This window comes from Escherichia sp. MOD1-EC7003, assembly GCF_002965065.1.
GTDB lineage: Bacteria > Pseudomonadota > Gammaproteobacteria > Enterobacterales > Enterobacteriaceae > Escherichia.
The window spans coordinates 17,494-38,097 of the sequence record NZ_PTRE01000020.1; the positions used below are offsets into that span (position 1 = coordinate 17,494).

The window sequence follows — 20,604 nt, forward strand, 5'->3', positions numbered from 1 at the left end:
AACTATAATTGACTGTTAAAACATTATTAAAAATGTCAACGGGTGGTTTTTGCTGTGTAAATGTCATTTATTGAAACAGTATCTGTTTTTAGACTGAAATATCATAAACTTGCAAAGGCATCATTTGCCACGTAAATAAATATGCTGTGCGCGAACATGCTCAATATGTGATCTGAAGCACGCTTTATCGCCAGTGTTTACGCGCTATTTACAGTTTTTCATGATCGAACAGAGGTTGCAGAAAAGTCGCAATTGTATGCACTGGAAAAATATTTAAACATTTATTCACCTTTTGGCTACTTATTGTTTGAAATCACGGGGGCGCACCGTATAATTTGACCGCTTTTTGATGCTTGACTCTAAGCCTTAAAGAAAGTTTTATACGACACGCGACATACCTCGAAGGGAGCAGGAGTGAAAAACGTGATGTCTGTGTCGCTCGTGAGTCAAAACGTTGCCCGGAAGCTTCTGCTCGTTCAGTTACTGGTGGTGATAGCAAGTGGATTGCTGTTCAGCCTCAAAGACCCCTTCTGGGGCGTCTCTGCAATAAGTGGGGGCCTGGCAGTCTTTCTGCCTAACGTTTTGTTTATGATATTTGCCTGGCGTCACCAGGCGCATACACCAGCGAAAGGCCGGGTGGCCTGGACATTCGCATTTGGCGAAGCTTTCAAAGTTCTGGCGATGTTGGTGTTACTGGTGGTGGCGTTGGCGGTTTTAAAGGCGGTATTCTTGCCGCTGATCGTTACGTGGGTTTTGGTGCTGGTGGTTCAGATACTGGCACCGGCTGTAATTAACAACAAAGGGTAAAAGGCATCATGGCTTCAGAAAATATGACGCCGCAGGATTACATAGGACACCACCTGAATAACCTTCAGTTGGACCTGCGTACATTCTCGCTGGTGGATCCACAAAACCCCCCAGCCACCTTCTGGACAATCAATATTGACTCCATGTTCTTCTCGGTGGTGCTGGGTCTGTTGTTCCTGGTTTTATTCCGTAGCGTAGCCAAAAAGGCGACCAGCGGCGTGCCAGGTAAGTTTCAGACCGCGATTGAGCTGGTGATCGGCTTTGTTAATGGTAGCGTGAAAGACATGTACCATGGCAAAAGCAAGCTGATTGCTCCGCTGGCCCTGACGATCTTCGTTTGGGTATTCCTGATGAACCTGATGGATTTACTGCCTATCGACCTGCTGCCGTACATTGCTGAACATGTACTGGGTCTGCCCGCACTGCGTGTAGTTCCGTCTGCGGATGTGAACGTAACGCTGTCTATGGCACTGGGCGTATTTATCCTGATTCTGTTCTACAGCATCAAAATGAAAGGCATCGGCGGCTTCACGAAAGAGTTGACGCTGCAGCCGTTCAATCACTGGGCGTTCATTCCTGTCAACTTAATCCTTGAAGGGGTAAGCCTGCTGTCCAAACCCGTTTCACTCGGTTTGCGACTGTTCGGTAACATGTATGCCGGTGAGCTGATTTTCATTCTGATTGCTGGTCTGTTGCCGTGGTGGTCACAGTGGATCCTGAATGTGCCGTGGGCCATTTTCCACATCCTGATCATTACGCTGCAAGCCTTCATCTTCATGGTTCTGACGATCGTCTATCTGTCGATGGCGTCTGAAGAACATTAATTTACCAACACTACTACGTTTTAACTGAAACAAACTGGAGACTGTCATGGAAAACCTGAATATGGATCTGCTGTACATGGCTGCCGCTGTGATGATGGGTCTGGCGGCAATCGGTGCTGCGATCGGTATCGGCATCCTCGGGGGTAAATTCCTGGAAGGCGCAGCGCGTCAACCTGATCTGATTCCTCTGCTGCGTACTCAGTTCTTTATCGTTATGGGTCTGGTGGATGCTATCCCTATGATCGCTGTAGGTCTGGGTCTGTACGTGATGTTCGCTGTCGCGTAGTAAGCGTTGCTTTTATTTAAAGAGCAATATCAGAACGTTAACTAAATAGAGGCATTGTGCTGTGAATCTTAACGCAACAATCCTCGGCCAGGCCATCGCGTTTGTCCTGTTCGTTCTGTTCTGCATGAAGTACGTATGGCCGCCATTAATGGCAGCCATCGAAAAACGTCAAAAAGAAATTGCTGACGGCCTTGCTTCCGCAGAACGAGCACATAAGGACCTTGACCTTGCAAAGGCCAGCGCGACCGACCAGCTGAAAAAAGCGAAAGCGGAAGCCCAGGTAATCATCGAGCAGGCGAACAAACGCCGCTCGCAGATTCTGGACGAAGCGAAAGCTGAGGCAGAACAGGAACGTACTAAAATCGTGGCCCAGGCGCAGGCAGAAATTGAAGCCGAGCGTAAACGTGCCCGTGAAGAGCTGCGTAAGCAAGTTGCTATCCTGGCTGTTGCTGGCGCCGAGAAGATCATCGAACGTTCCGTGGATGAAGCTGCTAACAGCGACATCGTGGATAAACTTGTCGCTGAACTGTAAGGAGGGAGGGGCTGATGTCTGAATTTATTACGGTAGCTCGCCCCTACGCCAAAGCAGCTTTTGACTTTGCCGTCGAACACCAAAGTGTAGAACGCTGGCAGGACATGCTGGCGTTTGCCGCCGAGGTAACCAAAAACGAACAAATGGCAGAGCTTCTCTCTGGCGCGCTGGCGCCAGAAACGCTCGCCGAGTCGTTTATCGCAGTTTGTGGTGAGCAACTGGACGAAAACGGTCAGAACCTGATTCGGGTAATGGCTGAAAATGGTCGTCTTAACGCGCTCCCGGATGTTCTGGAGCAGTTTATTCATCTGCGTGCCGTGAGTGAGGCTACCGCTGAGGTAGACGTCATTTCCGCTGCCGCACTGAGTGAACAACAGCTCACGAAAATTTCTGCTGCGATGGAAAAACGTCTGTCACGCAAAGTTAAGCTGAATTGCAAAATCGATAAGTCTGTAATGGCAGGCGTTATCATCCGAGCGGGTGATATGGTCATTGATGGCAGCGTACGCGGTCGTCTTGAGCGCCTTGCAGACGTCTTGCAGTCTTAAGGGGACTGGAGCATGCAACTGAATTCCACCGAAATCAGCGAACTGATCAAGCAGCGCATTGCTCAGTTCAATGTTGTGAGTGAAGCTCACAACGAAGGTACTATTGTTTCTGTAAGTGATGGTGTTATCCGCATCCACGGCCTGGCCGATTGTATGCAGGGTGAGATGATCTCCCTGCCGGGTAACCGTTACGCTATCGCACTGAACCTCGAGCGCGACTCTGTAGGTGCGGTTGTTATGGGTCCGTACGCTGACCTTGCCGAAGGCATGAAAGTTAAGTGTACGGGGCGTATCCTGGAAGTTCCGGTTGGCCGTGGCCTGCTGGGCCGTGTGGTTAACACTCTGGGTGCACCCATCGACGGTAAAGGTCCGCTGGATCACGACGGCTTCTCTGCTGTAGAAGCAATCGCTCCGGGCGTTATCGAACGTCAGTCCGTAGATCAGCCGGTACAGACCGGTTATAAAGCCGTTGACTCCATGATCCCAATCGGTCGTGGTCAGCGTGAATTGATCATCGGTGACCGTCAGACTGGTAAAACCGCACTGGCAATCGACGCCATCATTAACCAGCGCGATTCCGGTATCAAATGTATCTATGTCGCTATCGGCCAGAAAGCGTCCACCATTTCTAACGTGGTACGTAAACTGGAAGAGCACGGCGCACTGGCTAACACCATCGTTGTGGTAGCAACCGCGTCTGAATCTGCTGCACTGCAATACCTGGCGCCTTATGCCGGTTGCGCAATGGGCGAATACTTCCGTGACCGCGGTGAAGATGCGCTGATCATTTACGATGACCTGTCTAAACAGGCTGTTGCTTACCGTCAGATCTCCCTGCTGCTCCGTCGTCCACCAGGACGTGAAGCATTCCCGGGCGACGTATTCTACCTCCACTCTCGTCTGCTGGAGCGTGCGGCGCGTGTTAACGCCGAATACGTTGAAGCCTTCACCAAAGGTGAAGTGAAAGGGAAAACCGGTTCACTGACCGCGCTGCCGATTATCGAAACTCAGGCGGGCGACGTTTCCGCGTTCGTTCCGACCAACGTAATCTCCATTACCGATGGTCAGATCTTCCTGGAAACCAACCTGTTCAACGCCGGTATTCGTCCTGCGGTTAACCCCGGTATTTCCGTATCCCGTGTGGGTGGTGCAGCACAGACCAAGATCATGAAAAAACTGTCCGGTGGTATCCGTACCGCGCTGGCACAGTATCGTGAACTGGCAGCGTTCTCTCAGTTTGCATCCGACCTTGACGATGCAACACGTAAGCAGCTTGACCACGGTCAGAAAGTGACCGAACTGCTGAAACAGAAACAGTATGCGCCGATGTCTGTCGCGCAGCAGTCTCTGGTTCTGTTCGCAGCTGAACGTGGTTACCTGGCGGATGTTGAACTGTCGAAAATCGGCAGCTTCGAAGCCGCTCTGCTGGCTTACGTCGACCGTGATCACGCTCCGTTGATGCAAGAGATCAACCAGACCGGTGGCTACAACGACGAAATCGAAGGCAAGCTGAAAGGCATCCTCGATTCCTTCAAAGCAACCCAATCCTGGTAACGTCTGGCGGCTTGCCTTAGGGCAGGCCGCAAGGCATTGAGGAGAAGCTCATGGCCGGCGCAAAAGAGATACGTAGTAAGATCGCAAGCGTCCAGAACACGCAAAAGATCACTAAAGCGATGGAGATGGTCGCCGCTTCCAAAATGCGTAAATCGCAGGATCGCATGGCGGCCAGCCGTCCTTATGCAGAAACCATGCGCAAAGTGATTGGTCACCTTGCACACGGTAATCTGGAATATAAGCACCCATACCTGGAAGACCGCGACGTTAAACGCGTAGGCTACCTGGTGGTGTCGACCGACCGTGGTTTGTGCGGTGGTTTGAACATTAACCTGTTCAAAAAACTGCTGGCGGAAATGAAGACATGGACCGACAAAGGCGTTCAATGCGACCTCGCAATGATCGGCTCGAAAGGCGTGTCGTTCTTCAACTCCGTGGGCGGCAATGTTGTTGCCCAGGTTTCCGGCATGGGGGATAACCCTTCCCTGTCCGAACTGATCGGTCCGGTAAAAGTGATGTTGCAGGCCTACGACGAAGGCCGTCTGGACAAGCTTTACATTGTCAGCAACAAATTTATTAACACCATGTCTCAGGTTCCGACCATCAGCCAGCTGCTGCCGTTACCGGCATCAGATGATGATGATCTGAAACATAAATCCTGGGATTACCTGTACGAACCCGATCCGAAGGCGTTGCTGGATACCCTGCTGCGTCGTTATGTCGAATCTCAGGTTTATCAGGGCGTGGTTGAAAACCTGGCCAGCGAGCAGGCCGCCCGTATGGTGGCGATGAAAGCCGCGACCGACAATGGCGGCAGCCTGATTAAAGAGCTGCAGTTGGTATACAACAAAGCTCGTCAGGCCAGCATTACTCAGGAACTCACCGAGATCGTCTCGGGGGCCGCCGCGGTTTAAACAGGTTATTTCGTAGAGGATTTAAGATGGCTACTGGAAAGATTGTCCAGGTAATCGGCGCCGTAGTTGACGTCGAATTCCCTCAGGATGCCGTACCGCGCGTGTACGATGCTCTTGAGGTGCAAAATGGTAATGAGCGTCTGGTGCTGGAAGTTCAGCAGCAGCTCGGCGGCGGTATCGTGCGTACCATCGCAATGGGTTCCTCCGACGGTCTGCGTCGTGGTCTGGATGTAAAAGACCTCGAACACCCGATCGAAGTCCCGGTAGGTAAAGCGACTCTGGGCCGTATCATGAACGTACTGGGTGAACCGGTCGACATGAAAGGCGAGATCGGTGAAGAAGAGCGTTGGGCGATTCACCGCGCAGCACCTTCCTACGAAGAGCTGTCAAACTCTCAGGAACTGCTGGAAACCGGTATCAAAGTTATCGACCTGATGTGTCCGTTCGCTAAGGGCGGTAAAGTCGGTCTGTTCGGTGGTGCGGGTGTAGGTAAAACCGTAAACATGATGGAGCTTATTCGTAACATCGCGATCGAGCACTCCGGTTACTCTGTGTTTGCGGGCGTAGGTGAACGTACTCGTGAGGGTAACGACTTCTACCACGAAATGACCGACTCCAACGTTATCGACAAAGTATCCCTGGTGTATGGCCAGATGAACGAGCCGCCGGGAAACCGTCTGCGCGTTGCTCTGACCGGCCTGACCATGGCTGAGAAGTTCCGTGATGAAGGTCGTGACGTACTGCTGTTCGTTGACAACATCTATCGTTACACCCTGGCCGGTACGGAAGTATCCGCACTGCTGGGCCGTATGCCTTCAGCGGTAGGTTACCAGCCGACGCTGGCAGAAGAGATGGGCGTTCTGCAGGAACGTATCACCTCCACCAAAACCGGTTCTATCACCTCCGTACAGGCAGTATACGTACCTGCGGATGACTTGACTGACCCGTCTCCGGCAACCACCTTTGCGCACCTTGACGCAACGGTCGTACTGAGCCGTCAGATCGCGTCTCTGGGTATCTACCCGGCTGTTGACCCGCTGGACTCCACCAGCCGTCAGCTGGACCCGCTGGTGGTTGGTCAGGAACACTACGACACCGCGCGTGGCGTTCAGTCCATCCTGCAACGTTATCAGGAACTGAAAGACATCATCGCCATCCTGGGTATGGATGAACTGTCTGAAGAAGACAAACTGGTGGTAGCGCGTGCTCGTAAGATCCAGCGCTTCCTGTCCCAGCCGTTCTTCGTGGCAGAAGTATTCACCGGTTCTCCGGGCAAATACGTCTCCCTGAAAGACACCATCCGTGGCTTTAAAGGCATCATGGACGGCGAATACGATCACCTGCCGGAGCAGGCGTTCTACATGGTCGGTTCCATCGAAGAAGCTGTGGAAAAAGCCAAAAAACTTTAACGCCTTAATCGGAGGGTGATATGGCAATGACTTACCACCTGGACGTCGTCAGCGCAGAGCAACAAATGTTCTCTGGTCTGGTCGAAAAAATCCAGGTAACGGGTAGCGAAGGTGAACTGGGGATTTTCCCTGGCCACGCACCGCTGCTCACCGCCATTAAGCCTGGTATGATTCGCATCGTGAAACAGCACGGTCACGAAGAGTTTATCTATCTGTCTGGCGGCATTCTTGAAGTGCAGCCTGGCAACGTGACCGTTCTGGCCGACACCGCAATTCGCGGCCAGGATCTCGACGAAGCGCGAGCCATGGAAGCGAAACGTAAGGCTGAAGAGCACATTAGCAGCTCTCACGGCGACGTAGATTACGCTCAGGCGTCTGCGGAACTGGCCAAAGCGATCGCGCAGCTGCGCGTTATCGAGTTGACTAAAAAAGCGATGTAACACCGGCTTGAAAAGCACAAAAGCCAGTCTGGAAACAGGCTGGCTTTTTTTTGCTTTACGCCCCTATATTCATCTGACTTGCCTGCCATAAGACGCGTTCTGACATGTTCTGCGCATTTTCAGTATTCACATAGAGCCTACTGATATAAAACTGCACTGTTTTCCCGTTTATTCATTGATCGAAATAAGAGCAAAAACATCCACCTGACGCTTAAATGAAGGTACTGCCTTAATTTTTGGCAGACAAAAGGCGCGACAATGGTCGAAAATGGCGCTTTCGTCAGCGAGGATAATCCGTTATTGAACAATTTATCCTCTGTCCATTTCACGATGAAAAAAATGTAGTTTTTTCAAGGTGAAGCAGTTTAAATTCGTTCTCAAATTACAGTCAGGACGCGTATGTTGAATAATGCTATGAGCGTAGTGATCCTTGCCGCAGGCAAAGGCACGCGCATGTATTCCGATCTTCCGAAAGTGCTGCATACCCTTGCCGGGAAAGCGATGGTTCAGCATGTCATTGATGCTGCGAATGAATTAGGCGCAGCGCACGTTCACCTGGTGTATGGTCACGGCGGCGATCTGCTAAAACAGACGCTGAAAGACGACAACCTGAACTGGGTGCTTCAGGCAGAGCAGCTGGGTACGGGTCATGCGATGCAGCAGGCTGCACCTTTCTTTGCCGATGATGAAGACATTTTAATGCTCTACGGCGACGTGCCGCTGATCTCTGTCGAAACACTCCAGCGCCTGCGTGATGCTAAACCGCAGGGGGGCATTGGTCTGCTGACGGTGAAACTGGATGACCCAACCGGTTATGGACGTATTACTCGTGAAAACGGCAAAGTTACCGGCATTGTTGAGCATAAAGATGCCACCGACGAGCAGCGTCAGATTCAGGAAATCAACACCGGCATTCTGATCGCCAACGGCGCAGATATGAAACGCTGGCTGGCTAAACTGACCAACAATAATGCGCAGGGCGAATACTACATCACCGACATTATTGCACTGGCGTATCAGGAAGGGCGTGAAATTGTCGCCGTTCATCCGCAACGTTTAAGCGAAGTAGAAGGCGTGAATAACCGCCTGCAACTCTCGCGTCTGGAGCGCGTTTACCAGTCCGAACAGGCTGAAAAACTGCTGTTAGCGGGCGTTATGCTGCGCGATCCGGCGCGTTTTGATCTGCGCGGTACTCTGATTCACGGGCGCGATGTTGAAATTGATACTAACGTTATCATCGAGGGTGATGTCACTCTTGGTCATCGCGTGAAAATCGGTACCGGTTGCGTGATTAAAAACAGCGTGATTGGCGATGATTGCGAAATCAGTCCGTATACCGTCGTGGAAGACGCAAATCTGGCGGCGGCCTGTACCATTGGCCCGTTTGCCCGTCTGCGTCCTGGTGCTGAGTTGCTGGAAGGTGCACACGTCGGTAACTTCGTTGAGATGAAAAAAGCGCGTCTGGGTAAAGGCTCGAAAGCCGGTCATCTGACTTACCTGGGCGATGCGGAAATTGGCGATAACGTTAACATCGGCGCAGGAACCATTACCTGCAACTACGATGGTGCGAATAAATTTAAGACCATTATCGGCGACGATGTGTTTGTTGGTTCCGACACTCAGCTGGTGGCCCCGGTAACAGTAGGCAAAGGCGCAACCATTGCTGCGGGTACAACTGTGACGCGTAACGTCGGCGAAAACGCCCTGGCGATCAGCCGTGTGCCGCAGACTCAAAAAGAAGGCTGGCGTCGTCCGGTAAAGAAAAAGTAATTCTGGCTGGATAATCCGGTCATATGGGATGAGGAGATAACATAGTCTCCCGCCCACAAGCAGTAACTATAAAAATAACCCCACTCTCTACAAGGCTCGGGGCGCCCGAAAAAACGGGCATACAGGTTGACCGACAACGATATCAATCGGAATCAAAAACTATGTGTGGAATTGTTGGCGCGATCGCGCAACGTGATGTAGCAGAAATCCTTCTTGAAGGTTTACGTCGTCTGGAATACCGCGGATATGACTCTGCGGGTCTGGCCGTTGTTGATGCAGAAGGTCATATGACCCGCCTGCGTCGCCTCGGTAAAGTCCAGATGCTGGCTCAGGCAGCGGAAGAACATCCTCTGCATGGCGGCACCGGTATTGCTCACACTCGCTGGGCAACCCACGGTGAACCTTCAGAAGCTAACGCGCATCCACATGTTTCTGAACACATTGTGGTGGTGCATAACGGCATCATCGAAAACCATGAACCGCTGCGCGAAGAGTTAAAAGCGCGTGGCTATACCTTCGTTTCTGAAACCGACACCGAAGTGATTGCACATCTGGTGAACTGGGAGCTGAAACAGGGCGGCACCCTGCGTGAGGCTGTTCTGCGTGCTATCCCACAGCTGCGTGGTGCGTACGGTACAGTGATCATGGACTCCCGCCACCCGGATACCTTGCTGGCGGCACGTTCTGGTAGCCCGCTGGTGATTGGCCTGGGTATGGGCGAAAACTTTATCGCTTCTGACCAGCTGGCGCTGTTGCCAGTGACTCGTCGCTTTATCTTCCTTGAAGAGGGCGATATTGCGGAAATCACCCGCCGCTCGGTAAACATCTTCGATAAAACTGGCGCGGAAGTAAAACGTCAGGATATCGAATCCAATCTGCAATATGACGCGGGCGATAAAGGTATTTACCGCCACTACATGCAGAAAGAGATCTACGAACAACCAAACGCGATCAAAAACACCCTTACCGGGCGCATCAGCCACGGTCAGGTAGATTTGAGCGAGCTGGGACCGAACGCTGACGAATTGCTGTCGAAGGTTGAGCATATTCAGATCCTCGCCTGTGGTACTTCTTATAACTCCGGTATGGTTTCCCGCTACTGGTTTGAATCGCTGGCAGGTATTCCGTGCGACGTTGAAATCGCCTCTGAATTCCGCTATCGCAAATCTGCCGTGCGCCGTAACAGCCTGATGATCACCTTGTCACAGTCTGGCGAAACCGCGGATACCCTGGCGGGCCTGCGTCTGTCGAAAGAGCTGGGTTACCTTGGTTCGCTGGCAATCTGTAACGTACCTGGCTCTTCGCTGGTGCGTGAATCCGATCTGGCGCTGATGACCAACGCCGGGACGGAAATTGGCGTGGCGTCCACTAAAGCATTCACCACCCAGTTAACTGTGCTGTTGATGCTGGTGGCGAAGCTGTCTCGCCTGAAAGGTCTGGATGCCTCCATTGAACATGACATCGTGCATGGTCTGCAGGCGTTGCCGAGCCGTATTGAGCAGATGCTGTCTCAGGACAAACGCATTGAAGCTCTGGCCGAAGATTTCTCTGACAAACATCACGCGCTGTTCCTGGGGCGTGGCGATCAGTACCCAATCGCGCTGGAAGGCGCATTGAAGCTGAAAGAGATCTCTTACATTCACGCTGAAGCCTACGCTGCGGGCGAACTGAAACACGGCCCGCTGGCGCTGATTGATGCCGATATGCCGGTTATCGTCGTTGCGCCGAACAACGAACTATTGGAAAAACTGAAATCCAACATTGAAGAAGTTCGCGCGCGTGGCGGTCAATTGTACGTCTTCGCCGATCAGGATGCTGGTTTTGTGGGGAGCGATAACATGCACATCATCGAGATGCCGCATGTGGAAGAGGTTATTGCACCGATCTTCTACACCGTTCCGCTGCAACTGCTGGCTTACCACGTCGCGCTTATCAAAGGCACTGACGTTGACCAGCCGCGTAACTTGGCAAAATCGGTTACGGTTGAGTAATACACACCTGCCCTGCTTTCGCAGGGCATTTTTCTATCTCCTCATTCACCGTCTCATCTTCAGCTATTTTTAAACTGTCACAGAAAGAAAATGTTTCTGCCTGGCTATTGTCACTTTCACTTCTAACATATTGATTTTTCAACAAGCGAAAAGAGTTTTCTTTCGTGTCATAAAACTGTCATAAACCTTACATATAACTGTCACCTGTTTGTCCTATTTTGCTTCTCGTAGCCAACAAACAATGCTTTATGAATCCTCCCAGGAGACATTATGAAAGTTATGCGTACCACCGTCGCAACTGTTGTCGCCGCGACCTTATCGATGAGTGCTTTCTCTGTGTTTGCAGAAGCAAGTCTGACAGGTGCAGGTGCAACCTTCCCTGCGCCGGTGTATGCCAAATGGGCTGACACTTACCAGAAAGAAACCGGTAATAAAGTTAACTACCAGGGGATCGGTTCTTCCGGTGGCGTAAAACAGATTATCGCGAATACCGTTGATTTTGGTGCCTCTGACGCGCCGCTGTCTGACGAAAAACTGGCTCAGGAAGGTTTGTTCCAGTTCCCGACCGTGATTGGCGGCGTGGTGCTGGCGGTTAACATTCCGGGGCTGAAGTCTGGCGAGCTGGTGCTGGATGGTAAAACCCTCGGCGACATCTACCTGGGCAAAATTAAAAAGTGGGATGATGAAGCCATTGCCAAATTGAATCCGGGTCTGAAACTGCCGTCACAGAACATTGCTGTAGTGCGCCGCGCCGATGGTTCCGGTACCTCCTTCGTCTTCACCAGCTACCTGGCGAAAGTGAACGAAGAGTGGAAAAACAACGTTGGTACTGGCTCTACCGTGAAATGGCCGATCGGTCTGGGCGGTAAAGGTAACGACGGTATCGCCGCATTCGTTCAGCGTCTGCCGGGGGCAATTGGTTACGTTGAATATGCTTACGCTAAGCAGAACAACCTGGCGTACACCAAACTGATCTCCGCTGATGGTAAACCGGTTAGTCCGACCGAAGAAAACTTCGCTAATGCAGCAAAAGGCGCAGACTGGAGCAAAACATTCGCTCAGGATCTGACCAACCAGAAAGGCGAAGATGCGTGGCCTATTACCTCTACCACGTTCATTCTGGTTCACAAAGATCAGAAGAAACCAGAACAAGGTACAGAAGTGCTGAAGTTCTTCGACTGGGCATACAAAACCGGGGCTAAACAGGCGAACGACCTGGATTATGCCAGCCTGCCGGATAGCGTTGTAGAACAGGTTCGCGCAGCGTGGAAGACCAATATTAAAGACAGCAGCGGTAAGCCGCTGTACTAATAGAATATCTTTGACGAATTGGCGGATGGCGCTACGCTTATCCGCCCTATGGTTTCTACCGTAGGTCCTGAGTGTAGGCCGGATAAGCGCAGCGCCATCCGGCATGGGCAACTTAGTAAATGCGTTTAACTTAAAGAGTGATTTATGGCTGCAACTAAGCCTGCTTTTAACCCACCGGGTAAAAAGGGCGACATAATTTTCAGCGTGCTGGTAAAACTGGCGGCGCTGATTGTGCTATTGATGTTGGGTGGCATTATTGTCTCTCTGATCATCTCCTCCTGGCCGAGCATTCAGAAATTTGGTCTGGCTTTTCTGTGGACCAAAGAGTGGGATGCACCGAACGATATCTACGGGGCGCTGGTGCTGATCTACGGTACGTTGGTGACTTCGTTTATCGCGCTGCTGATTGCCGTCCCGGTGAGTTTCGGTATCGCACTCTTCCTGACTGAGCTTGCGCCTGGCTGGCTGAAACGCCCGCTGGGTATCGCCATTGAGTTGCTGGCAGCCATTCCAAGTATCGTTTACGGCATGTGGGGCCTGTTTATCTTCGCGCCGCTGTTCGCCGTTTACTTCCAGGAGCCGGTTGGCAATATCATGTCGAATATCCCGATTGTCGGCGCGCTGTTCTCCGGCCCGGCCTTTGGTATCGGTATCCTCGCGGCAGGCGTGATCCTCGCCATCATGATTATTCCGTACATTGCGGCGGTAATGCGCGATGTGTTCGAGCAAACCCCGGTGATGATGAAAGAGTCGGCCTACGGTATCGGCTGCACCACCTGGGAAGTTATCTGGCGTATCGTTCTTCCGTTCACCAAAAATGGGGTAATCGGCGGCATTATGCTGGGGCTGGGGCGTGCGCTCGGTGAAACCATGGCGGTGACCTTTATCATCGGTAACACCTACCAGCTCGACAGCGCCTCACTGTACATGCCGGGCAACAGTATCACTTCTGCGCTGGCGAACGAATTTGCCGAAGCGGAATCCGGTCTGCACGTTGCTGCACTGATGGAACTCGGCCTGATCCTGTTTGTGATTACCTTCATCGTCCTCGCCGCATCGAAGTTTATGATCATGCGCCTGGCTAAGAATGAGGGGGCACGTTAATGGCTATGGTTGAAATGCAAACCACTGCGGCGCTGGCAGAATCCCGCCGTAAAATGCAGGCGCGTCGCCGTCTCAAAAACCGTATTGCGCTGACGCTCTCGATGGCGACGATGGCTTTCGGTCTGTTCTGGCTGATCTGGATTTTAATGTCCACCATCACTCGCGGTATCAACGGTATGTCGCTGGCGCTGTTCACCGAAATGACGCCGCCGCCAAATACGGAAGGCGGTGGTCTGGCGAACGCCCTGGCGGGGAGCGGCCTGTTAATTTTGTGGGCCACGGTATTCGGTACGCCGCTGGGCATTATGGCGGGGATTTATCTGGCTGAATATGGTCGTAAATCCTGGCTGGCAGAAGTGATTCGCTTCATTAACGACATACTGCTCTCCGCGCCGTCGATTGTGGTGGGACTGTTTGTTTACACCATCGTGGTGGCGCAGATGGAGCACTTCTCCGGTTGGGCGGGTGTAATTGCGCTGGCGCTGTTGCAGGTGCCGATTGTTATCCGTACCACCGAGAACATGCTGAAACTGGTGCCGGACAGCCTGCGTGAAGCGGCTTATGCACTGGGTACGCCGAAGTGGAAGATGATTTCCTCAATTACGCTGAAAGCGTCAGTATCAGGAATCATGACCGGTATCCTACTGGCGATTGCCCGTATTGCCGGTGAAACCGCGCCGCTGCTGTTTACCGCGCTCTCCAACCAGTTCTGGAGTACGGACATGATGCAGCCGATCGCTAACCTGCCGGTGACGATCTTTAAGTTTGCGATGAGCCCATTTGCGGAATGGCAGCAACTGGCCTGGGCTGGGGTGTTGATTATTACCCTGTGCGTCCTGCTGCTGAACATTCTGGCGCGCGTTGTTTTTGCGAAGAATAAACACGGTTAACACTTTGCCGGATGTGGCGTGAGCGCCTTATCCGGCCTACGGTTGAACACATTTGTAGGCCTGATAAGCGTAGCGCCATCAGGCACAATTTTACAGCGTGGCAAATGCGGCGCTGGATGAGGAAAAGATTGCAATGAGTATGGTTGAAACTGCCCCGAGTAAAATTCAGGTTCGTAATTTGAACTTCTACTACGGCAAATTCCATGCCCTGAAAAACATCAACCTGGATATCGCCAAAAACCAGGTTACGGCGTTTATCGGGCCGTCCGGCTGCGGTAAATCGACGCTGCTGCGTACCTTCAACAAAATGTTTGAACTGTACCCGGAACAGCGCGCAGAAGGTGAAATTCTTCTCGATGGCGATAACATCCTGACTAACTCTCAGGATATCGCCCTGCTGCGTGCGAAAGTGGGCATGGTGTTCCAGAAACCAACGCCGTTCCCGATGTCGATTTACGACAACATCGCCTTTGGTGTGCGCCTGTTTGAAAAGCTTTCGCGCACCGACATGGACGAGCGCGTGCAGTGGGCGTTGACCAAGGCCGCATTATGGAACGAAACCAAAGATAAATTGCACCAGAGCGGTTACTCTCTCTCTGGTGGTCAGCAACAGCGTCTATGCATTGCGCGTGGTATCGCCATTCGCCCGGAAGTGCTGCTGCTCGACGAACCGTGTTCGGCGCTCGACCCTATATCCACCGGGCGCATTGAAGAACTTATCACCGAACTGAAGCAGGATTACACCGTGGTGATCGTTACCCACAACATGCAGCAGGCTGCGCGTTGTTCCGACCACACGGCGTTTATGTACCTGGGCGAATTGATTGAGTTCAGCAACACGGACGATCTGTTCACCAAGCCAGCGAAGAAACAAACAGAAGACTACATCACCGGTCGTTACGGTTGATTCAGGAGTGCGTTATGGACAGTCTCAATCTTAATAAACATATTTCCGGCCAGTTCAACGCTGAACTGGAAAGCATCCGCACGCAGGTGATGACCATGGGCGGCATGGTGGAGCAGCAGCTAACTGATGCTATAACTGCGATGCACAACCAGGACAGCGATCTGGCGAAGCGGGTGATCGAAGGCGATAAGAACGTCAATATGATGGAAGTGGCGATCGATGAAGCCTGCGTGCGCATTATCGCCAAACGTCAGCCGACGGCGAGCGACCTGCGTCTGGTGATGGTGATCAGCAAAACCATTGCCGAGCTGGAACGTATTGGCGATGTGGCAGACAAAATCTGTCGTACTGCGCTGGAGAAATTCTCCCAGCAGCATCAACCGTTGCTGGTGAGTCTGGAGTCACTGGGCCGTCACACCATCCAGATGCTGCACGACGTGTTGGACGCGTTCGCGCGTATGGATATTGACGAAGCGGTGCGTATTTATCGGGAAGATAAAAAAGTTGATCAGGAGTACGAAGGCATTGTACGCCAACTGATGACGTACATGATGGAAGATTCGCGCACCATTCCTAGCGTCCTCACCGCGCTGTTCTGCGCACGTTCTATCGAGCGTATCGGCGACCGCTGCCAGAATATTTGTGAGTTTATCTTCTACTACGTGAAAGGTCAGGATTTCCGTCACGTCGGTGGTGATGAACTGGATAAATTATTGGCGGGGAAAGATAGCGATAAATAATTCATCAAATGAATCCCAATAACTTAATTATTGGGATTCATTATATATAACTTTATAAATTCCTAAAAGTTACATAAAGTTAATAACTGCGAGCATGGTCATACTTTTATAAATAGCGCATTGCTATTTTCTCTGCACGCAACTAAATTAATTTTCGAAATCGGATGTTTGTTATAAAAACCATTAATAAATGACTGGATTGTTACTGCATTCGCAGGCAAAACCTGACATAACCAGAGAATACTGGTGACGTCGGTTTTTTTTGTTTATAAAAAAGGTCCTTGCTATGAACATGCAAATCACCAAAATCCTCAACAATAATGTTGTGGTGGTTATTGATGATCAACAGCGGGAAAAAGTCGTCATGGGGCGCGGAATTGGCTTTCAAAAACGTGCTGGCGAAAGAATTAACTCAACTGGAATAGAAAAAGAGTATGCCTTGAGCAGCCATGAACTGAACGGGCGATTAAGCGAGCTTTTAAGTCATATTCCTCTTGAGGTGATGGCAACCTGTGATCGTATTATCTCTCTGGCACAGGAACGTCTGGGAAAGTTTCAGGACAGTATTTATATCTCGCTGACAGATCATTGTCAGTTTGCGATTAAACGCTTTCAGCAAAACGTGTTGCTGCCTAACCCGCTGCTGTGGGATATCCAGCGGCTTTACCCGAAAGAGTTTCAGCTAGGGGAAGAAGCGTTAACCATTATTGATAAACGGTTGGGTGTGAAGTTACCGAAAGATGAAGTGGGCTTTATTGCCATGCATCTGGTCAGTGCCCAAATGAGCGGAAATATGGAGGATGTTGCAGGTGTCACGCAATTAATGCGCGAAATGCTGCAATTAATAAAATTTCAGTTCAGCCTTAATTACCAGGAAGAAAGTTTGAGTTATCAGCGACTGGTTACGCATCTGAAATTTTTATCCTGGCGTATTCTTGAACATGCATCGATTAACGATAGTGATGAATCATTACAACAAGCAGTAAAACAAAATTATCCACAGGCATGGCAATGTGCGGAACGGATCGCCATTTTTATTGGTTTGCAGTATCAACGTAAAATCTCACCCGCTGAGATTATGTTTCTCGCTATAAATATAGAGCGCGTGCGCAAAGAACACTGAAACATTATTACTGAGTAAAGGATTGTTACCGCACTAAGCGGGCAAAACCTGAAAAAAATAGCTTGATTCACGTCAGGCCGTTTTTTTCAGGTTTTTTTTTGGAGTTTTGCCGCAAAGCGGTAGAGGGCAAGTTATGACGGAGTTAGCCAGAAAAATAGTCGCAGGAGTCGGGGGCGCAGATAACATTGTGAGTCTGATGCATTGCGCGACGCGATTACGTTTTAAGTTAAAGGATGAAAGCAAAGCGCAAGCTGAGGTACTGAAAAAGACCCCCGGTATTATTATGGTGGTGGAAAGCGGTGGTCAGTTTCAGGTGGTCATAGGTAACCATGTGGCCGATGTCTTCCTGGCGGTTAACAGTGTGGCAGGCCTGGGCGAAAAAGCGCAACAGGCACCGGAAAATGATGAGAAAGGTAATCTGCTAAACCGCTTTGTTTATGTTATTTCAGGTATTTTTACGCCTCTGATCGGTTTGATGGCGGCAACCGGGATCCTGAAAGGTATGCTGGCTCTGGCACTCACTTTTCAGTGGACGAGCGAGCAAAGTGGTACTTATTTAATTTTATTCAGCGCCAGTGATGCCTTGTTTTGGTTCTTCCCGATAATCCTGGGCTACACCGCGGGGAAACGCTTCGGCGGTAATCCATTTACTGCCATGGTGATTGGTGGAGCGTTAGTGCATCCATTAATTCTGACTGCCTTTGAAAACGGGCAAAAAGCAGATGCGCTGGGGCTGGATTTCCTGGGTATTCCGGTCACATTGTTGAATTACTCGTCATCGGTCATTCCGATTATTTTTTCTGCCTGGTTGTGCAGCATTCTGGAACGCCGACTTAATGCGTGGTTACCGTCAGCAATCAAAAATTTCTTCACACCATTGCTAAGTCTGATGGTTATCACACCCGTCACCTTTCTGCTGGTGGGGCCGCTATCAACCTGGATAAGTGAACTGATTGCCGCCGGTTATCTCTGGCTTTATCAGGCGGTTCCTGCATTTGCAGGCGCGGTAATGGGCGGCTTCTGGCAAATCTTTGTCATGTTCGGGCTGCACTGGGGCCTGGTGCCGTTGTGTATCAATAACTTCACCGTGCTGGGCTACGACACCATGGTTCCGCTGTTAATGCCCGCCATTATGGCGCAGGTCGGGGCGGCGCTCGGCGTTTTCCTCTGCGAACGCGATGCGCAGAAAAAAGTGGTAGCCGGATCGGCGGCATTGACGGGCCTGTTTGGTATCACCGAACCGGCAGTATATGGCGTCAACCTGCCGCGTAAGTACCCCTTCGTTATCGCCTGTGTTAGTGGATCATTGGGGGCCACCATCATTGGCTACGCGCAAACGAAAGTCTACTCCTTTGGTTTGCCGAGTATTTTCACCTTCATGCAAACCATCCCGTCAACGGGGATTGATTTCACCGTCTGGGCCAGCGTTATTGGCGGTGTCGTTGCCATTGGTTGCGCATTTGTCGGCACGGTGATGTTTCATTTCATTACCGCTAAACGTCAGCCAGCGCAAGTAGCCCCGCAAGAGCAAGCGTCAGAGGTTATTACACCTGAGCAGGGCGGTATCAGTTCACCGATGACAGGAGAGATTGTGCCGCTCATTGACGTCGCTGATACCACGTTTGCCAGCGGCCTGTTGGGTAAAGGTGTTGCCATTCTGCCCTCGGTTGGTGAAGTGCGCTCTCCGGTGGCGGGTCGAATTGCTTCGTTGTTCGCCACATTACACGCCATCGGCATTGAGTCAGATGATGGCGTGGAGATCCTGATTCATATCGGTATCGACACCGTAAAACTGGACGGCAAATTCTTTTCCGCTCACGTCAACGTGGGTGACAAGGTCAATACCGGCGATCGGCTGATTTCTTTTGATATCCCTGCTATTCGCGAAGCCGGATTTGATCTGACGACGCCGGTGTTAATCAGTAATAGCGATGATTTTACGGACGTATTACCCCACGGCACGGCGCAGATAAGTGCTGGTGAGCCACTGTTATCTATCATTCGCTAACGATAAAAGGAGTTAATTATGAAAGCATTTCCAGAAACATTTCTTTGGGGTGGCGCAACAGCCGCCAATCAGGTGGAAGGCGCCTGGCAGGAAGATGGCAAAGGGATCACGACCTCAGATCTACAGCCTCATGGCGTAATGGGAAAAATGGAACCGCGCATTCTGGGGAAAGAGAATATCAAAGATGTCGCCATCGATTTTTATCATCGTTACCCGGAAGATATCGCGTTATTTGCCGAGATGGGCTTCACCTGTTTGCGTATTTCCATAGCCTGGGCGCGAATTTTTCCTCAGGGCGACGAAGTTGAACCGAATGAAGCAGGTTTAGCGTTTTACGATCGGCTGTTTGATGAAATGGCGCAGGCGGGGATCAAGCCACTGGTGACGTTATCCCATTACGAAATACCATATGGACTGGTGAAAAACTACGGCGGCTGGGCTAATCGGGCGGTCATCGATCACTTTGAGCATTACGCCCGTACGGTCTTTACCCGCTATCAACATAAAGTGGCGTTATGGCTGACGTTTAATGAAATCAATATGTCGTTACACGCGCCATTCACGGGCGTGGGGCTGGCAGAAGAGAGTGGTGAGGCAGACGTTTATCAGGCGATCCACCATCAACTGGTTGCCAGTGCGCGGGCGGTTAAAGCCTGTCATAGCCTGATCCCCGAAGCGAAAATCGGCAATATGCTTCTCGGTGGGCTGGTTTACCCGCTTACTTGCCATCCACAGGATATGTTGCAGGCCATAGAAGAGAACCGACGCTGGATGTTCTTTGGTGATGTTCAGGCGCGTGGTCAGTATCCCGGCTATATGCAGCGTTTCTTCCGCGACCACAATATCACCATTGAGATGACTGAAAGTGACGCAGAAGATTTAAAACATACCGTAGATTTCATCTCTTTTAGTTATTACATGACCGGTTGTGTTTCCCACGATGAAAGCATTAATAAAAATGCGCAGGGCAACATACTGAATATGATCCCCAATCCGCATCTGAAAAGTTCAGAGTGGGGATGGCAAATTGATCCTGTTGGATTACGGGTTCTGTTAAATACGCTTTGGGATCGTTATCAAAAACCGTTATTTATTGTCGAGAACGGATTAGGCGCAAAAGACAGCGTTGAAGCGGATGGTTCGATACAGGACGATTATCGAATTGCCTATTTAAACGATCACCTGGTACAGGTAAATGAAGCGATTGCCGATGGTGTGGATATTATGGGGTACACCAGTTGGGGACCAATTGATTTAGTCAGTGCATCTCATTCACAAATGTCTAAGCGCTACGGCTTTATTTATGTGGATCGTGATGATAATGGCGAAGGAAGCCTCACAAGAACGCGCAAGAAAAGCTTCGGATGGTATGCAGAAGTGATCAAAACGCGGGGACTGTCATTAAAAAATAACCAATAAAGCACCTTAATTATCATCGCATTCAGA

General features: G+C 50.9%; 18 protein-coding genes and 1 pseudogene. All 19 read left to right on the forward strand.

Going from position 1 to position 20,604, the window contains the following annotated elements; translation table 11 throughout:
* Positions 1–426: 426 nt before the first annotated feature.
* The 19 genes and pseudogenes from atpI to bglB all read left to right on the forward strand — a co-directional run bounded on the left by atpI (position 427) and on the right by bglB (position 20,587).
* Entirely contained in the window at positions 427–807 is a 381-nt protein-coding gene (gene atpI / locus A7090_RS02850) for a F0F1 ATP synthase subunit I (protein WP_069197227.1), read from the forward strand.
* 8 nt (positions 808–815) lie between these two features.
* Positions 816–1,631, forward strand: a complete 816-nt coding sequence (gene atpB, locus A7090_RS02855; protein ID WP_000135625.1) for a F0F1 ATP synthase subunit A — start codon at positions 816–818, stop codon at positions 1,629–1,631.
* A gap of 46 nt (positions 1,632–1,677) precedes the next feature.
* Positions 1,678–1,917, forward strand: a complete 240-nt coding sequence (atpE, locus tag A7090_RS02860; RefSeq protein WP_000429386.1) for a F0F1 ATP synthase subunit C — start codon at positions 1,678–1,680, stop codon at positions 1,915–1,917.
* A 61-nt stretch (positions 1,918–1,978) separates the two neighbouring features.
* A complete protein-coding gene (gene atpF / locus A7090_RS02865) occupies positions 1,979–2,449 on the forward strand; it encodes a F0F1 ATP synthase subunit B (RefSeq protein ID WP_001052219.1) in 471 nt (156 codons plus the stop codon).
* Positions 2,450–2,463: 14 nt separating this feature from the next.
* Positions 2,464–2,997 (forward strand): F0F1 ATP synthase subunit delta, encoded by a 534-nt coding sequence (atpH, locus tag A7090_RS02870; RefSeq protein ID WP_105272950.1) that lies wholly within the window; start codon positions 2,464–2,466, stop codon positions 2,995–2,997.
* A gap of 12 nt (positions 2,998–3,009) precedes the next feature.
* The gene (gene atpA, locus A7090_RS02875; RefSeq protein ID WP_001176745.1) at positions 3,010–4,551 is read left to right on the forward strand and encodes a F0F1 ATP synthase subunit alpha; all 1,542 of its coding nucleotides are present in this window, start codon (positions 3,010–3,012) and stop codon (positions 4,549–4,551) included.
* 50 nt (positions 4,552–4,601) lie between these two features.
* Entirely contained in the window at positions 4,602–5,465 is an 864-nt protein-coding gene (atpG, locus tag A7090_RS02880) for a F0F1 ATP synthase subunit gamma (protein ID WP_105272951.1), read from the forward strand.
* A gap of 26 nt (positions 5,466–5,491) precedes the next feature.
* Positions 5,492–6,874 (forward strand): F0F1 ATP synthase subunit beta, encoded by a 1,383-nt coding sequence (gene atpD / locus A7090_RS02885; protein ID WP_105272952.1) that lies wholly within the window; start codon positions 5,492–5,494, stop codon positions 6,872–6,874.
* A 20-nt stretch (positions 6,875–6,894) separates the two neighbouring features.
* Positions 6,895–7,314 carry a F0F1 ATP synthase subunit epsilon gene (locus A7090_RS02890; protein ID WP_105272953.1) on the forward strand — a complete coding sequence of 140 codons (420 nt, stop codon included), beginning with the start codon at positions 6,895–6,897 and terminating at the stop codon, positions 7,312–7,314.
* Between the two features lie 399 nt (positions 7,315–7,713).
* Positions 7,714–9,084, forward strand: a complete 1,371-nt coding sequence (gene glmU, locus A7090_RS02895) for a bifunctional UDP-N-acetylglucosamine diphosphorylase/glucosamine-1-phosphate N-acetyltransferase GlmU (RefSeq protein WP_105272954.1) — start codon at positions 7,714–7,716, stop codon at positions 9,082–9,084.
* 161 nt (positions 9,085–9,245) lie between these two features.
* On the forward strand, positions 9,246–11,075 hold the full coding sequence (gene glmS / locus A7090_RS02900) for a glutamine--fructose-6-phosphate transaminase (isomerizing) (protein WP_000334083.1): 1,830 nt from the start codon (positions 9,246–9,248) through the stop codon (positions 11,073–11,075).
* A 270-nt stretch (positions 11,076–11,345) separates the two neighbouring features.
* Positions 11,346–12,386 (forward strand): phosphate ABC transporter substrate-binding protein PstS, encoded by a 1,041-nt coding sequence (pstS, locus tag A7090_RS02905; protein WP_000867151.1) that lies wholly within the window; start codon positions 11,346–11,348, stop codon positions 12,384–12,386.
* 144 nt (positions 12,387–12,530) lie between these two features.
* On the forward strand, positions 12,531–13,490 hold the full coding sequence (gene pstC, locus A7090_RS02910; RefSeq protein ID WP_105272955.1) for a phosphate ABC transporter permease PstC: 960 nt from the start codon (positions 12,531–12,533) through the stop codon (positions 13,488–13,490).
* On the forward strand, positions 13,490–14,380 hold the full coding sequence (pstA, locus tag A7090_RS02915) for a phosphate ABC transporter permease PstA (RefSeq protein WP_105272956.1): 891 nt from the start codon (positions 13,490–13,492) through the stop codon (positions 14,378–14,380). Before pstC ends, pstA begins: the two co-directional genes overlap by 1 nt.
* Before the next feature lie 133 nt (positions 14,381–14,513).
* Positions 14,514–15,287: a phosphate ABC transporter ATP-binding protein PstB gene (gene pstB, locus A7090_RS02920; RefSeq protein WP_074562576.1), complete on the forward strand. Its 774-nt coding sequence runs from the start codon at positions 14,514–14,516 to the stop codon at positions 15,285–15,287.
* Positions 15,288–15,301: 14 nt separating this feature from the next.
* Positions 15,302–16,027, forward strand: coding sequence for a phosphate signaling complex protein PhoU (phoU, locus tag A7090_RS02925; protein WP_105272957.1), 726 nt, complete (start codon positions 15,302–15,304; stop codon positions 16,025–16,027).
* Between the two features lie 286 nt (positions 16,028–16,313).
* Positions 16,314–17,150: a transcriptional antiterminator BglG gene (gene bglG, locus A7090_RS02930; protein WP_105272958.1), complete on the forward strand. Its 837-nt coding sequence runs from the start codon at positions 16,314–16,316 to the stop codon at positions 17,148–17,150.
* 133 nt (positions 17,151–17,283) lie between these two features.
* Positions 17,284–19,158 carry a PTS beta-glucoside transporter subunit IIABC gene (bglF, locus tag A7090_RS02935; RefSeq protein WP_105272959.1) on the forward strand — a complete coding sequence of 625 codons (1,875 nt, stop codon included), beginning with the start codon at positions 17,284–17,286 and terminating at the stop codon, positions 19,156–19,158.
* 18 nt (positions 19,159–19,176) lie between these two features.
* Positions 19,177–20,587: pseudogene (bglB, locus tag A7090_RS02940) on the forward strand (6-phospho-beta-glucosidase BglB).
* Positions 20,588–20,604: the final 17 nt, after the last annotated feature.